The 15,488-nt window shown below is 68.7% G+C and carries 13 protein-coding genes; 6 read left to right on the forward strand and 7 right to left on the reverse strand.

Annotation, left to right across the window (positions count from 1 at the left end):
* Window positions 1–174 precede the first annotated feature (174 nt).
* Window positions 175–2,238, reverse strand: coding sequence for an RICIN domain-containing protein (locus tag QA861_RS02355; protein ID WP_334586495.1), 2,064 nt, complete (start codon window positions 2,236–2,238; stop codon window positions 175–177).
* Between the two features lie 262 nt (window positions 2,239–2,500).
* On the reverse strand, window positions 2,501–3,544 hold the full coding sequence (locus QA861_RS02360; protein WP_334586496.1) for a LacI family DNA-binding transcriptional regulator: 1,044 nt from the start codon (window positions 3,542–3,544) through the stop codon (window positions 2,501–2,503).
* 339 nt (window positions 3,545–3,883) lie between these two features.
* On the opposite strand from QA861_RS02360, the gene QA861_RS02365 reads away from it, so the two are divergent.
* From QA861_RS02365 to QA861_RS02380, 4 genes are read left to right on the forward strand one after another with little or no spacing between them, the layout of a single operon-like run.
* A complete protein-coding gene (locus tag QA861_RS02365; protein WP_334586497.1) occupies window positions 3,884–5,194 on the forward strand; it encodes an ABC transporter substrate-binding protein in 1,311 nt (436 codons plus the stop codon).
* Entirely contained in the window at window positions 5,191–6,168 is a 978-nt protein-coding gene (locus QA861_RS02370) for a carbohydrate ABC transporter permease (RefSeq protein ID WP_334586498.1), read from the forward strand. The genes QA861_RS02365 and QA861_RS02370 overlap by 4 nt, the downstream gene beginning before the upstream one ends.
* Entirely contained in the window at window positions 6,165–7,049 is an 885-nt protein-coding gene (locus QA861_RS02375; protein WP_334586499.1) for a carbohydrate ABC transporter permease, read from the forward strand. The genes QA861_RS02370 and QA861_RS02375 overlap by 4 nt, the downstream gene beginning before the upstream one ends.
* Before the next feature lie 52 nt (window positions 7,050–7,101).
* Window positions 7,102–9,129: a beta-galactosidase gene (locus tag QA861_RS02380; protein WP_334586500.1), complete on the forward strand. Its 2,028-nt coding sequence runs from the start codon at window positions 7,102–7,104 to the stop codon at window positions 9,127–9,129.
* Between the two features lie 63 nt (window positions 9,130–9,192).
* Here the strand turns inward: QA861_RS02380 and QA861_RS02385 are convergent, their stop codons facing one another.
* Complete coding sequence (locus QA861_RS02385; RefSeq protein ID WP_334586501.1) at window positions 9,193–9,372, reverse strand: hypothetical protein; 180 nt, start codon at window positions 9,370–9,372, stop codon at window positions 9,193–9,195.
* A 201-nt stretch (window positions 9,373–9,573) separates the two neighbouring features.
* On the opposite strand from QA861_RS02385, the gene QA861_RS02390 reads away from it, so the two are divergent.
* Window positions 9,574–10,779: an MFS transporter gene (locus QA861_RS02390; RefSeq protein WP_334586502.1), complete on the forward strand. Its 1,206-nt coding sequence runs from the start codon at window positions 9,574–9,576 to the stop codon at window positions 10,777–10,779.
* Window positions 10,780–10,823: 44 nt separating this feature from the next.
* Here the strand turns inward: QA861_RS02390 and QA861_RS02395 are convergent, their stop codons facing one another.
* The 4 genes from QA861_RS02395 to QA861_RS02410 are packed head-to-tail and all read right to left on the reverse strand — an operon-like array spanning window position 10,824 to window position 14,263.
* On the reverse strand, window positions 10,824–11,657 hold the full coding sequence (locus tag QA861_RS02395) for an ABC transporter ATP-binding protein (RefSeq protein ID WP_334586503.1): 834 nt from the start codon (window positions 11,655–11,657) through the stop codon (window positions 10,824–10,826).
* Window positions 11,658–11,670: 13 nt separating this feature from the next.
* Window positions 11,671–12,453, reverse strand: a complete 783-nt coding sequence (locus QA861_RS02400) for an ABC transporter permease (RefSeq protein WP_334586504.1) — start codon at window positions 12,451–12,453, stop codon at window positions 11,671–11,673.
* Complete coding sequence (locus QA861_RS02405) at window positions 12,450–13,289, reverse strand: ABC transporter permease (protein WP_334586505.1); 840 nt, start codon at window positions 13,287–13,289, stop codon at window positions 12,450–12,452. The genes QA861_RS02400 and QA861_RS02405 overlap by 4 nt, the downstream gene beginning before the upstream one ends.
* On the reverse strand, window positions 13,286–14,263 hold the full coding sequence (locus tag QA861_RS02410; RefSeq protein ID WP_334586506.1) for an ABC transporter substrate-binding protein: 978 nt from the start codon (window positions 14,261–14,263) through the stop codon (window positions 13,286–13,288). The genes QA861_RS02405 and QA861_RS02410 overlap by 4 nt, the downstream gene beginning before the upstream one ends.
* Before the next feature lie 326 nt (window positions 14,264–14,589).
* On the opposite strand from QA861_RS02410, the gene QA861_RS02415 reads away from it, so the two are divergent.
* Window positions 14,590–15,444, forward strand: a complete 855-nt coding sequence (locus tag QA861_RS02415; protein ID WP_334586507.1) for a PaaX family transcriptional regulator — start codon at window positions 14,590–14,592, stop codon at window positions 15,442–15,444.
* Window positions 15,445–15,488: the final 44 nt, after the last annotated feature.

Below are 15,488 nucleotides of genomic sequence, written 5' to 3' on the forward strand. Positions count from 1 at the left end.
CGCTTCCGCGCCGGGCAGCAGAAGCGGGCCGAGCCCGGAGAGCCGTATGCCGGTCCGCTGAACGGACAGGTAAACTCTCGCCGTCGTACCCCAGCAGCACAGGGCCTCCCGGCACTCGGGTCGCGGCGCGAACCCGAGTCGGCGGAAGGCCCTGGGGAGCAGGCGTACAGCCTCTCAGTTGATGCGGACGATCTTCCAGAGCTGGTCGTCGACGTTCACGTCGGTCCACTGGACGACGCCTGCGCCGTTGCTGGTGGAGGACTGGGCGACGCCGGCGTTGAGGCCGCTGTTGACGTTCTTGAGCTTGTAGTAGCCGTTGCCCGCGTCGGTGAGGGTCCACTTCTGCGAGTTGGCGGCGGAGGGGGTGTTCTGGACGACGGCGGCTCCCGCGCTGGTGGAACCGCTACGGATGTCGAGGTTGAGGTTGCTGTTGGCGTTCCTGATGGTCCAGGCTCCGCCGCTCGCCGACTGGAAGGTGAACAGCTGGCAGAGACAGGCGGAGTTGTCCCACTGGCCCACGGCCGTACCGGTGGCGGTGGAGCCGGCCGGGATGTCGAGGTACTTTCCGCTGTTCTTGTTGACGAGGATGTACTGCCCCGTACCCAGCGGCGGCAGAGCGGTCTGCGTCAGATTCCAGCGCTGGCAGGCGCAGCCGGTCTCGCCCCACTGTCCGGCGGTGGCACCGACGGTGCTGGAGGCGTTCGGGATCTCCAGCAACTTGCCGGTGACGCGGTTGGTGAGCGTGTAGCCGCCGGCGGGGTTCGGGGCGACGGCCCATTCGTGGTCGAGGGTGCCGTTGTCGTCCCACTGGAGAATCCTGGCGCCGTTGGCGGTGGACTGGTTCTCCACGCCGAGGACCTTGCCGCTGGCCACGTTGAAGATCTTGAAGTAGCCGGAGGGCTGCGCCACGAAGCGCCACTGCTGGTCGGTGGCGTTGGTGGTGGTCTGCTGGGTCGCGCCGGTGCCGTTGACGGTGGTGCCGCCCGCGATGGTCAGCCTGAGGTCGCTGCCGGCGTTCGACACCGTGTAGGTGGCGCCGTCCGAGATGCCGCCGCCCAGGTCGATGGTGGCGTACGTGACGGGGTTACGGACGTTGCTGCCGCCGCTTCCCCCGCTGAGCACCAGCAGGCTGTGGCCGTCGGACAGCGGCAGCAGGCCTCGGCTGTAGCCGCCGACGACTACGGAGTTGATGCGCGTCCAGGTGTCGGCGGCGCCGCCCGCGGTGTTGAGGAACAGATCCCCCGTGCTGTAGGCGCTGACGACGAGGGTGCCGTTGGGCCCGCCGGTGGGCAGCCAGGTGATGTAAGGGGTGCTGGTGGGGACCGTGCCGTCCGTGGCACGCAGGGGAATGCCCGTGACGGAGTCGAACGCCTCCGGGTCGGCGGAGATCTTGTAGTAGACGGCGAAGTTGCCTGCGGCTGAGCCGCCGTACTCGTACGTCATGACGTAGTTGCCGTTGGGCAGCTTGGCGACGGTGGGCATGCCCGGGCGCTGGCTGTAGGTGGGCATCGCCACGTCGTTCACCACAGGGCCCCAGGTGCGGCCGTCCGTGGAGACCTGGTGCACGACCTTCTGGCCGTAGGCGGAGTCGCGCTGGTCGGAGTAGTAGACGATCAGCTTGCCGTTGGCGTAGAGGAAGAACGGCTCCCACACGGGGGTGTTGCCGTTGCCGTTCGTGTCGAAGGCCGAACCCCCGGTGGCGATGTTGCTGACGAAGGTCCAGGTCTGGCCGCGGTCCGTGCTGGCGTAGACATCGATCTTGATGGCGGAACGGTCGGCGGGGACGGACGCTCCGGCGGCAAGGATCGTGCCTGCCGGGAAGTCACCCAGCGCTGCGGGGAGCTCGAACAGCTCGGGCTCCCAGCGCATGCCCCAGCCGTTCTGGGTGTCGGCGACCTCGGAGATCTTCGTCCAGGCGTTGCCGTTGTCGGTGCTGCGATAGATCGGGAAGACCGGTGTGCCGGTGGTGTACTGCTCGAACGTCGACAGCAGCGTGCCGTTGGCCGAGCCGTTGTGCTGCAGACGCAGTTCTCGCGGGTAGAACGACCCGGGCGAGGGAGCGTTCGACGGCGGCGTGTACATCGTCTGCGACGGACGGGTCAGGGCGTCGGCCCGGCCCGCCGCGGGCAGCAGCAGCGTCGCCACCGCGGCGAGCAGGGCGAGGACGGCCGTCAGGAGGAAGAGGGGACGGGACTGCTGAGCGACGCCGGATCTGGCGCCTGTCTGGGCAGCGGACATTGCGGCTCCCGGGGGAAGGGATGAGGGGTGTGAGGTGTGTCCGTGCCCGCCGCCCGCCGGATCGAGCCCGGCATGGAACGGCGGAGTCAGGGACGGGTGACGCCGGCCGGTCCTGACAGCGGCCGACGTCGTGGCGACAACGGCTCCGGCGGGCCTCTCGGAACGAGGGTCCTCGGAGACGGAGGTGGGGCTCACATGTGGGTCCTGTTCCACACGTGGCCGAGATGGTGGTTCAGATGGTGCGGATGGTGTGGAGCACCGGCTACCTCTGGTGGGAGGGCGGGGGCGCCGTCGAGCCACGGACGACGAGTTCGACCGGCGGCTCGCTCGCCGCGGGGAGGTCGGTCTCCGGCTCCTCGATGGCGTGCACGAGCAGCCTGATCCCTTCCCTTGCGGCGGCGTCGAAGGGCTGCCGGGCCGTGGTGAGCGGAGGGGTGACGTAGGCGAAGACGGGGTTGCCGTCGAAGCCGACCACGCTGATGTCCTCCGGTACCCGGCGGCCCGCCTCGCGCAGGGCGTGGATCAGGCCGATGGCCATCTCGTCGCCCGCCACGAAAACGGCGGTCACGGAAGGGTCCTCGGCCAGTTCACGGCCTGCGGCGAAACCGGATTCGGGTGACCAGTCGCCGTCGAGCACGGGAGTTTCGGGGGCGCCCCGTGCCGCCAGTGCCGCACGCCAGCCGTCGATACGGTCCTTCGAGGCGTACCAGCGTCGCGGGCCCGCGAGATGGTGCACGGTCGTGTGCCCCAGATCCAGCAGGTGATCGGTGGCCGCGCTCGCCAGCTCGAAGGCGCCCACACCCACGCTCAGGGTCCGAGCGGAGGTGAAGGCCGGCGGCGCGCCCAGGAAGAGGACCGGTACGTCGATCCTGACGGAGACCTCTCCTTCCACGATGGGCTCGGAGACGACGATGCCGTCAACTCCCTGATCCAGGAGCGACAGCACCGCGCCGGCGATGCCTTCGGGGTCGCCGTCCGCCGTGTTGACCACGCGCAGTGCGTAACCGGCGTCCCGTACGGCCTTCTCCACACCCACGAGGAGCATGGCGGTTCCGTACCCGGCTGTCCCGAGGGCGACGACACCGATGGAACGGCTTCGCCCAGAGGCCAGTGCCCTGGCCGCGTGGTTCAGCCGGTACCCGAGCTTCTCGGCCGCCTCCAGGACGCGTTGGCGGACCTCGTCGGAGACATACGGCTCGTTGTTGAGGACCCGCGACACCGTCTTGCGTGAAACGCCGGCCTCATGGGCCACGTCCACGCTGCGCGGGGCGGGGGACCCCGCGTTCCGCCCCACCACTCGTGTCATGAGAACTCCCGATGGCCGTGTGTATCGAACCAGGTCAACCGTATGACCGCGCGGTCACTGACCGCGCGGTCATGTCTACGCAGCCATAGGGTCACCCGTCAAGAGGATGTGCGGGATTTCCTGCACCGAAGGACCGAATCGATACAGAACGGACGATCCACCAGGCGGGTTCCCTCAGAGTCTTGACAGCGGGCCCTCGGAAAGTTCACTCTTCACCGCGTCAGCCGATCGAATCTGTCCGATCGCGTTCGTTTCTGGTCGTATCGCCGACCGCCTCCCGTCATGCCCCCTTGAGCCGCTGCGCCACGCCCGGGTCATGACAGCCCTTCAGGAGCCGAAATGCGTCATTCCTCCCTCGGTCAACCCATGTCCGGCACCAGCCGCCGCACCGTGCTGCGCGGACTCAGCGGAGCCGCACTGCTCGGTGCCGGTGTCCCGCTGCTCTCCGCGTGCGCCGGCAGTGGTTCCGGGACCGACTCCAAGACCGTCACCGTCGGCTCCAACGCGTCCGACGCCGTTCCGAAGAAGGCGTACGGCGACGTCTACGCGGCCTTCACGAAGCGGTCCGGGATCAAGGTCGACCTCAACATCAAGGACCACGGCACGTTCCAGGAGCAGATCAACTCCTACCTGCAGGGCACGCCGGACGACGTGTTCCAGTGGTTCGCGGGTTACCGGATGCAGTTCTTCGCGGGCAAGGGACTGGCCAGCCCGATCGACGACGTGTGGAAGACGATCGGCGGCAACTTCCCCAGCGCCATGCACGACCTGAGCAAGGGTCAGGACGGCAAGTACTACATGGTGCCGCTGACCACGTCCCCGTGGGCGGTCTTCTACCGCAAGAGCGTCTTCCGGCAGTACGGCTACGAGGTCCCCACCACGTGGGACGCGTACGTCGCCCTGTGCAAGCAGATGAAGAAGGACGGCCTGGTCCCGATCGCCTTCGGCGACAAGGACGCGTGGCCGGCGATGGGCTCCTTCGACCAGATCAACTTCCGCCTCAACGGCTACGACTTCCACGTCGAACTGATGGCGGGCAAGGCATCCTGGACCGACGCGAAGGTCCGCAAGACCTTCGACACCTGGGCCGAGACCCTCCCCTACCACCAGGAGGGCGCGGTCGGCCGTACCTGGCAGGACGCGGCCCAGACGCTGGTCGCCAAGAAGGCGGGCATGTACATGCTCGGCATGTTCGTGGCCCAGCAGTTCACCGACAAGGCCGACCTGGACGACCTCGACTTCTTCGCCTTCCCCGAGATCGACCCGGCGTACGGGCAGGACACCGTGGAGGCGCCGACCGACGGCATCATGCTCAGCAAGAAGCCCAAGAACCACGCCGGCTCCGTCAAACTGCTCGAGTTCCTGGGCACTCCGGAGGCCGAGGAGATCTACCTCAAGGCCGACCCGAGCCTCATCGCGGCCTCCACGAAGGCCGACACCTCCACCTACAGCACCCTTCAGAAGAAGGGCTACGACATGATCGCGCAGGCGAAGCACCTCACCCAGTTCATGGACCGCGACAGCCGCCCGGACTTCACCTCCACGGTCATGCAGCCCGCGCTGCAGAAGTTCGTCCGCGACCCCAAGGACATCGACAGCCTGCTCTCGTCCATCGAACGCCAGAAGAAGACGATCTTCGCCTCCTCATGAGTATCGACATCCTCACGAAGTCCCCGGAGGCGGCCGCCGAGCCGCCCCGGGGCGTGCCCTCGAAAAAGCGGGTTCCGCAGGGCCACCGGCGCCTGCTGACCCGCCGCGACCGGCTCACCCTCGGCCTGATGGCCGGTGTGCCGACGATCCTGCACGTGGCCCTCGTCTGGGTCACCGCCCTCGCCTCCATCGCGCTGGCCTTCACCACCTGGGACGGCATCGGCTTCGACTCCATCAAGTGGGTCGGGCTGCAGAACTTCCGCGAACTCTTCGACAGCAACCCGCAGTTCTGGCCGGCCGTCCAGCACAACATCATCTGGTTCGTCGTCCTCATCCTGATCCCGACCCCGTTCGGGCTGCTTCTCGCGGTCCAGCTGGACAAGAACATCCGGTTCAGCCGGGTCTACCAGACGGCGTTCTTCCTCCCGGTCGTCGTCTCGCTGGCGGTGACCGGTTTTGTCTGGCAGCTGGTCTACAACCCGGACACGGGCCTGATCAACAGCCTGATCGGCGCCAACAAGCCCGGCCACTACATCGACTGGATCGGCGACCCCAACCTCAACCTGTGGGCCGTCCTGGTGGCCGCCTGCTGGCGGCACACCGGCTACATGATGATCCTCTACCTGGCCGGTCTGAAGGGGGTGGACCCGTCCCTGCGCGAGGCCTCCTCGCTGGACGGCGCCAACGAGTGGCAGACGTTCAAGAACGTCATCTTCCCCACCCTGCGCCCCACCAACACGGTCGTCCTGGTCGTCACGATCATCGAGGCCCTGCGCGCCTTCGACCTGGTCTTCGTCTTCAACAAGGGCGCCCAGGGCACAGAACTGCTGTCGATCCTGGTCACCAACAACATCATCGGCGAGTCCAGCCGCATCGGATACGGCTCGGCGATCGCCGTCGTCCTCCTGGTGATCTCCCTCGCCGTGATCATCCCGTATCTGATCTCGACCTTCCGGAAGGAGCGGAGCGCATGAGCACCACCCTGTCGCTGAAGCAGCGCACACCCGTCCGCCCCAGCCGGGTCCTGCTGCACACCTTCCTCGTCGTCACGTCCCTTGCCTGGCTGGCACCTTTGCTGTGGGCACTGTTCGCGGCACTGCGCCCGTACGCCGAGACCAGCAAGAAGGGCTACGTCTCGTGGCCCGACAAGCTGAGCTTCGCCAACTTCACCAACGCGTATCAGCAGTCGGACATGCTGCACTACTTCGGGAACACGCTGATCATCGCCGTACCGGCGGTGCTGCTGACCCTCTTCCTGTCGTCCTGCGTGGCGTTCTACGTCAGCCGCTTCGACTTCCGGATCAACCTGTTCCTGCTGCTGGTCTTCACGGCCGGCAACCTGCTTCCCCAGCAGGTCATCATCACCCCGCTGTACCGCATGTACCTGCTCATCGACCTGCCCGGGATCACCGCCTCGGGCAAGCTGTACGACTCCGCGCTCGGCCTCGTCCTCATTCATGTGGCGTTCCAGTCCGGGTTCTGCGCGTTCGTGCTGGCCAACTACATGCGCTCGCTCCCGCACGAGCTGACCGAGGCCGCTCTCGTCGACGGCGCCTCCGTCTGGCGCCTGTACTGGCAGATCGTCCTGCCGCTGTGCAAGCCGGCGATGGCGGCCCTGGGCACTCTGCTCTCCATCTGGATCTACAACGACTTCTTCTGGGCGATCGTGCTGATCTCCACCGGCGAGAACATGCCGATCACCTCGGCCCTCAACAACCTCTCCGGCCAGTACTTCACCGACCCCAACCTGGTCGCCGCAGGTGCCCTGTTGACCGCGATCCCCACCCTGATCGTGTACTTCGCGCTCCAGCGCCAGTTCGTCAGCGGCCTGACCCTGGGCGCCAACAAGGGCTGACCGCCCCGGACGCGCCCCCACCCCCCATCCTCGATCTCCCGGAGCCCCACCCATGAGTACCGCACGCCCTCTTCGCGTTCCCGGCATCGTCTACGGAGGTGACTACAACCCCGAGCAGTGGCCCGAGGAGGTCTGGGCCGAGGACATGCGCCTCATGCACGAGGCCGGGGTCACCATGGTCAGCGTCGGCATCTTCTCCTGGGCACTGCTCGAACCGGCCGAGGGCGTCTACGACTTCGCCCGCATGGACCGCCTCCTCGCCCTCCTCCACGACAACGGCATCGCCGCCGACCTCGCCACACCCACCGCGGCCCCGCCGGCCTGGTTCTTCCGCGCCCACCCCGACGCACTCCCCGTCGACAAGGACGGACGACGACTCTCGTACGGCAGCCGCCAGACGTTCTGCCCCTCCAGCCCCGCCTACCGCGAGGCCGCACTACGCATCGCGGGCGCGCTGGCGGAGCGTTACGCGGACCACCCGGCAGTCGCCATGTGGCACGTCCACAACGAATACGGCTGCCACAACCCCGCCTGCTACTGCGACGAAAGCGCCGAATCCTTCCGCACCTGGCTGCGCGCCCGCTACGACGACGACCTCGACGCCCTCAACAACGCCTGGGGCACCACCTTCTGGAGCCAGTGGTACTACGACTGGGCCGAGATCATCCCACCCCGCGCGACCGCCGCGGTCCCCAACCCCACCCACCAACTCGACTGGCGCCGCTTCTGCAGCGACGAGTTGCTGTCGCTGTGCACCGCGGAGCGCGAGGTACTGCTCCGGGCGGCGCCGAACCTCCCCGCGACGACCAACTTCATGGTCCTGCGCACCTTCGACGCCCTCGACTACTGGCGCTGGGCCCCGGAGTTGGACATCCTCTCCAACGACCACTACCTGATGTCCGACGACCCCGAGGCGGAGCTGGACATCGCCCTCAGCGGCGATCTCATGAGATCTCTCGCGGGCGGCCCGTGGTTCCTCATGGAGCACTCGACGGGTGCCGTCAACTGGCAGCCGGTCAACCGGGCCAAGGGCCCGGGAGAGATGCGGCGCAACGCTCTCGCGCACGTGGCGCGTGGCGCCGACGGCATCGCCTTCTTCCAGTGGCGGGCCGCGAAGGCGGGCGCCGAACAGTGGCACTCGGCGATGCTTCCGCACGCCGGCACCGACAGCACCGTCTGGCAGGACGTCGTTCAACTCGGCTCCGATCTGAGGGCGTTGGCCGAGGTACGGGACTCCACCGTCACGGCGCGGGTGGCGATCGTGTGGGACTGGGACGCCCGCTGGGCCCTGGAACTCCCTGCCCAGCCCAGCGGCGAGCTGCGCTACCAGGACCTGGTGCGTGACTGGTACACGCCCCTGTGGCGGGCGGGTGTCGCCGTCGACTTCGTGCGCCCCGACGACCCCGATCTGGACCGTTACGCCCTCGTCCTGGTCCCGTCCCTGTACCTGGTGACGGAGACAGCCGCGGCGAACCTCGCCCGGTTCGCGGAGAGCGGCGGGACTCTCGCCGTCGGCTTCCACAGCGGCATGGTCGACGAGAACGGGCATGTGTTCCTCGGTGGGTACCCCGGCGCGTTCCGTGAGCTCCTCGGCGTGCACACCGACGAGCTCTTCCCGCTGCTGCCTGGAGACAGGACGGGGCTGGCCGGTGAAGTACCTCCGGGTGCCACGGCCGACCTGTGGTCGGAGCGGATCCGACTGACCGGCGCGCTGGAGGTCGTCTCCTACGCCGACGGCCCGCTGGCCGGTCTGCCCGCCGTCACCCGCCACGAGTACGGCACAGGCACCGCCTGGTATGTGGCCACCCACCCCGACCAGGACACACTCGCCGCCCTGCTGCACCGCATCCGAGAGGAGGCCGGTGTGGTCGCCGAACACGAGGCGCCCGCCGGAATCGAGGTCGTCCGGCGGCGCGGCACGGAGGCCGACTTCCTGTTCCTCGTCGACCACGCCGGAAAGGGAGCCGAAGTCGCCGCCGAGGGGGTGGAACTCCTCACGGGTGTTCAGGTGACAGGTACCGTCACCGTCCCCGCTGGAGGCGTCGCCGTCGTCCGGGAGCCGCACGGCACGACGTCCTGACGCCGATGAGGTCACCGGCGCGGCCGGCCGACGGGCGGTGAGTGTCAGGGGGTGGGGGTCGGCTCAGCTTCGACGGGGCTCTCCTCTCCAGGAACAGGCCGCCGTCCCCCGGACCGCCACGGGAACCGTGAGCACCGACCCCGAGGCCGGGGTCGGGTTCGGCACCCCGTACCTGGCCGTGGTGACGAAGAGCCGGTCCTCGCGGAGTTCGTCGTCGACCGCTGCGTCGCCGCCGGTTTCCACGGCGTCGTCCTGACCTCCAACGCGGCCCCGCACCACCCCATGTGGCACACCGACCGCGACTGGATGCGGCGGGTCAACGCCCGTGTCGCCGCGGGCTGAACACGACTGGTCGGCAAAAGGGGCCACGCTCCGTCCAAGCGTCGTCGATCTTTGTCCATGGACGGGTCCGCCGCCGGGGGTGAGGGTGGGGAGATGCCACGGATGCCGAGCGGACTGATCGCGTTGGCCCTGGGCGGTTTCGGGATCGGGCTGACCGAGTTCCTGATCGCCGGGCTGCTGCCGCAGGTCGCGTCGAGTTTCGACGTGTCCGAAGCTGTCGCCGGCCGGCTGATCTCCGGGTACGCGATCAGCGTCGCGGTCGGCGCGATCGCGCTGACCGCGGCGACGGCCCGGTTGCCCCGCAAGCAGGTGCTGGTCGGCCTGGTGGCGCTGTTCGTCATCGGCAACCTGCTCTCCGCGGTGGCGCCCACCTACGAGGTGATGATGTTCGGGCGGATCGTCGCCGCGTTGTGCCACGGTTCGTTCTTCGGTATCGGCTCGCTGGTCGCGCGCGGTCTGGTCGCGCCGGAGAGGAAGTCCCGGGCGGTGGCGGTCATGTTCGCCGGGCTGACGGTGGCGAACGTGCTGGGCGTGCCGTTCGGCGCCCTCGTCGGTGAACGCTGGGGCTGGCGGGCGGCCTTCTGGGCGGTCACCGCGATCGGCCTGCTCGCGCTGGCGGGAATCGCCGCCCTAGTCCCCGGCGCGGCCGGAGAGACCCGGCCGTCGGGGGTGACGGGCCGCGGGGAGCCGGCGCCTCCCGGCAGCCTGCGGGCCCAGTTCCGTGCGTTCCGCTCCTGGCAGGTCTGGCTCACGCTGACGGCCACCGCGCTCGGCTACGGCGGGATGTTCGGCGCGTTCACCTACATCGCCTACACGTTCACCGAGGTCGGCGGCTTCTCGTCGTCGGACGTCGCCTGGCTGCTGATGGTGTACGGCGTCGGACTGGTCGTCGGCAACCTGGTCGGCGGGCGGGCAGCCGACCGGGACCGCGACCGCACGCTGGTCCTGTCCCTGCTCGGACTCACCGTCGTCCTGGCCCTGTTCGGTCTGCTGGCCACCAGCGCCGCCGCGTCAGTGGTACTGGTGTTCCTGATGGGAGTCACCGGGTTCGCCAGCGTGCCCGGCATGATCACCCGCGTCACCGACCACGCCCATGGAGCGGCACTGGCCGCCGGCGCCAACGTGTCGGCGTCCAACGTCGGCAATGCCCTCGGCGCCTGGCTCGGCGGCCTGGCCATCAGCGCCGGCCTCGGCTACACGGCGCCGCTCTACGTCGGCGCCGGCCTCGTCCTGGTCTCCGTCGTCGTCATGACCGTCGCCGCGCACCTGGCCAGGTCGCCCGCGCCCCAACTGGAGCATCAAAGGTGACGGACGGCGGTCGGCCGCGAGAACAGGTCCACGGCAACTGCCGGTCAGCGGACGGTTTTGGGCAGCGCGGGCTCAGATATCCGGTCGGCGGCCTGGGTGACCGGGTCGCCGTTCGGGTGCTTCGCCAGCTGGATCTGTCCGTAGACATGGGCGCGCAGTTCGGCGAAGCGGGGGCTGGAGCGGGTGTGCAACTGGTCGCGTTCGTCGGGGAGATCGATGGTGACGTCCTCCTGGACGACGGTCGGTGACGCGGACAGGATGACGGTGCGCTGCCCGAGGTAGACGGCTTCGTCGATGTCGTGGGTGACGAACAGGACCGTGACGCCGAGTTCCCGCCACAAGTGCCGGATGAGGTCCTCGAGTTCGGCGCGGGTCTGGGCGTCGACGGCCGCGAAGGGCTCGTCCATGAGCAGGACCTTCGGTTCGAAGGCGACGGCGCGGGCGATGGCGACGCGCTGCTGCATACCGCCCGACAGCTGCCAGGGGTAGGCCTGGTGGGCGTCGGCCAGGCCGACCACCTCCAGCGCGTGGTCCACCAGTTCCCGGGTCCGCGCCTTGCCGAGCTTCTTGCGGCGCAGGGGCAGAGCGACGTTGTCGCGGACGTTCATCCAGGCGAACAGGGAGCGGCCGTACTCCTGGAAGACGACCGCCATCCCGGGCGGGGGCCCCACGACCGGGCGTCCGTCCAGGAGTACTTCGCCGTCGGTGGGGTCGAGCAGCCCCGCCATGCACTTCAGCAGCGTGGTCTTGCCGCATCCCGAGGGGCCGACCAGGCAGACGAGTTCACCGGCATCGATATGGAACGTCAGGTTCCGCACGGCTTCGACGTTGCGGTTCCGTCCGGTGTAGATCTTCCGCAGGTTGCGTACGTCGAGCATCGACGGCTCCGTTTCAGGGGTTGCGCCGGGCGCGGCGCAGGCCGTGGTACCAGGCCAGGACCCGGTTCTCGGCGATCCGGAAGAGCAGGGACAGAAGGAAGCCGAGGATGCCGAGCAGCAGGACGCCGCTCCACATCTCAGGGATGGCGAACGAGCGTTGGAACTGCACGATCGTGAAGCCGAGGCCGTTGCTGGCGGCGAACATCTCGCTGATGACCATGAGGATGATCCCGATCGACAGCGCCTGGCGCATGCCCGTCACGATCTGCGGGCTCGCCGCGCGGAGCACCAGATGCCGCAGACGGGCGGCGCCGGTGATGCCGTAGGACCGGCAGGTGTCGCTGAGCACGTCGTCCACGGCGCGAACGCCTTCGACGGTGTTGAGCAGGATCGGCCACACGCAGCCGCTGACGATGACGATCACCTTCATGGTGTCGCCGATGCCCGCGAACAGCATGATCACCGGCACGAGTACGGGCGGCGGGATGGCCCGGAAGAGTTCGAGGACCGGTTCCAGGACGTCCCGTACGGCCCGTCGCATACCGACCAGCAGGCCGAGCCCCACTCCGGCCGCCACGGCTATGAGGTAGCCGGCCGTGAGGCGCAGCAGACTCGGGACGACGTCGGACAGCAGCCGCTCCCCTGTCCAGACCTTCCCGAAGGCTTCCAGGATGGTGGACAGCGGCGGCACGTAGAAGTCGGTGCTGTCGGCGGTGGCGTACCACCACACGGCGAAGAGGACGGCGGGCAGCCCCAGCAGAAGCAGGACGCGCCGCAGGACGGTGAGGACGCTCATCCGGCCGCCTCCGTGCGTACGGACTGGTGCCAGTGCAGCGCCCGTCGTTCGACCGCTCGCGCCACCAGGTTGACGGCGACACCGAGCAGCCCCGTGACCAGAACCAGGGCGTAGACCTGCGGCACGGCGCCGGACGACTGGGCGACGGCGATCTCGCGGCCGAGGCCGGGTGCGCCGATGACGAGTTCGGCGGTGACGGCGAGGATGAGCGCCACGGTGGCGGCCAGCCGTACGCCTGTCATCACGTACGGGAGGGCGGTGGGCCACATGACGTGGCGCAGCCGTCCCCAGGTGCCGAGCTGATAGCTGCGGGCGGTGTCGTCGGCGACCGGGTCGACGTCCTGGATGCCGGCCAGGACCTGGACGATCACCTGCCAGAAGGCGGCGTACACGACGAGCAGCAGCTTGGACCTGAGGTCGGCGCCGTAGAGCAGGACTGCGACGGGGATCAGGGCGACGGACGGGATGGGGCGCAGGAACTCGATGGTGGACGCGGTGACCGCGCGCAGTGCGGGTACGGAGCCGATGGCGAGTCCGGCCGCCACGCCCGCCACGACGGAGATGGCCAGGCCCAGGCCCCAGCCGGTGAGGGTGTCACCGAGCGCGGTCCAGAACGTCTGTTCGGCGAGCAGGTGCCACAGTGCGCGGACGGTCACCGAGGCCGGTGGCAGATAGTCGGCGGACACCAGGCCGGTGTGCGGCAGTACCTCGATCACCGCGACGAGCCCGGCGAGTCCGGCAAGGCCGCGCAGCGGGGCGACGGCCCGCTCCGGCAGCCGCCGCGCGGAGGTCCCGGCAGGGCCCGCCGCGTCGGCGGTGGCGGCGACGCGGGTCATGAGAACAGGGCGTTCAGGTCAGGCTTCTTGCCGTCGAAGAGGCCGTCCGTCTCCCCGAGTGAGGCCAGCTTCCGCAGCGAGGCCATGTCGATCTCCGTCGGCCAGTCGGGCAGCGTGAGCTTGTTCAGGACATCGCCGCCGATCTTCGTGTACGTGGTGAGGATCTGGCGTGCCTCGTCCGGGTGGTCGGTGGCGTACTGGAGCGACTCGCTCATGGCCGCGGCGAACTTCTTGACCAGGTCGGGCTTCTCCTTCGCGATCCGGGTCGAGGTGAAGTACGTCGCCACGGTGAGCTTGGGGTCCGTCTCGGCGAACGGCGAGGCCACTACACGGGCACCCTGCGCCTTGGCGATCGTCATCGCGGGATCGCCCATCCAGGCGGCGTCCACCCGCCCACCGTCCAGCGCGGCCGGCATTTGATCGAATGGCAGTTCGACGAACGTGACCTTCGACGGGTCCCCGCCGGCCAGCCGCACCGACTCGCGCACCGTGGTGGACCCGATGTTCTGCAGGGTGTTGACGGCCACGGTGTGCCCGGCGAGGTCCTTGGCCGACTTGATCGAGCTGTCCTTCTTGACGGCGACACCGGTGACGTCCGCCCCGACCTTGCCGTTGGAGGCCGCGCCGTTGGCCACGGACTTGATGGGTACGCCCTTGACCTGGGCGATCATCAGCGACGTGGTGTTGCTGAACCCGAACTGGAACTGATCACTCACCACGCCGGGGATGATCGCCGCACCGCCCTGGGCGGGCACCATCTCCAGTTCGATGCCCCGGCTGCCGAAGAACCCCTTCTTCTGGCCCAGGTAGAGCGGGGCCACGTCGATGATGGGGATGATGCCGACCTTGACCTTCGTGGTCCCGGCGCCGTCCGAGGACGACGAACCACTTCCTGCCGGGTCCGAGGACCCGCATCCGGCCGCGCCGACGACCGTGATCACTACTGCCGCAAGCCCGAGAACACGCCTCTGCATGGGCCTCTCCTGACGAAGTCAACGGTGAACGGGGAGGGGACGCCCCGAAGTGACGGAAGGAGTCGCGCGGACCTGCGACCCAAATGTTGTGCACTTTCTTGACGGCCGCAATGTACACACCTATGTTCGCGCTGTCAGCACCCAGGACAAGAGAGGCCCCGACAACTTCGACGGGCGCGGCTTCGCCAACGAGGCTCAGCCGAAAGGGAGTTCTGTCTGTGCAGCCCCGCATGAGAATCCGCGGCCCCGTCGGCCCGAACATGTCCGTGACCTCGACCGTCCCCCCTGATGCCGGGGATCCGCCGGGCGGCCGTACCCTTTCCGACGTGCACGACGAGATCACCCAGGCCGCCGAGGGAACCCCCGCCGGACCGCAGCCGCGCCCCCAGTCGCTCATGTTCGCCCTGTTCGGCAGCTACGTTCTGGAGGAGGGGCTCGGACATGTGTACTCGGGCAGCATCATCGACGTGCTCGCCCGCGCCGGAGTCGGGGAACACGCCGTCAGGTCCACCCTCACCCGCATGGTCAACCGGGGCCTGCTGCAGCGTCAGCGCCATGGGCGCAGGATGTACTTCGGCCTGACCGCGCAGACGGCCGAGATCCTCATGGACGGCAAACGGCGCCTCTGGCAGACCGGCGCCGTCAACGACGACTGGGACGGCACCTGGACACTGCTCGGCTTCTCGCTCCCCGAATCCTGGCAGCGTCAGCGGCACGATCTGCGCTCCCGGCTCACCTGGTCGGGCTTCGGCGCCCTGTACAGCGGGCTGTGGATCGCGCCCGGTGACATCGACGCCTCCGCGCTCGTCTCCGAACTCGGCCTGGCCGCCCACGTCAAGATCTTCCATGCCAGGGCCGACGACGCCACCGACATCGGCCTGATGATCCGTGACACCTGGGACCTGGCCGGCGTGGGTGCCCGGTACGCCGACTTCGAGCAGCGCTGGTCCGGCTGGCCCGGCACCGGCGCCGACGACCCGCTCGGTGTCCGGCTGCGCGTGATCAGCGAATGGCTGGACACCATCCGCACGGACCCGAGACTGCCCGCCGGACACCTGCCTGCCGACTGGCCGGCCCGCGCGGCCCAGGAGACCTTCCACCGCATCGCGCGACAGACGGAGGCCCCCGCCCGCCGGATGGCCGGCGAACTCCTGGAGACCACACCGGTACAGGTGCCCTGAGCGCCGGCCCTGCGCAAAGATTCCGTGTCGGTAAAACCCTCCCA

This window comes from Streptomyces sp. B21-083 (genome assembly GCF_036898825.1).
In the GTDB taxonomy this organism is placed as follows: domain Bacteria; phylum Actinomycetota; class Actinomycetes; order Streptomycetales; family Streptomycetaceae; genus Streptomyces.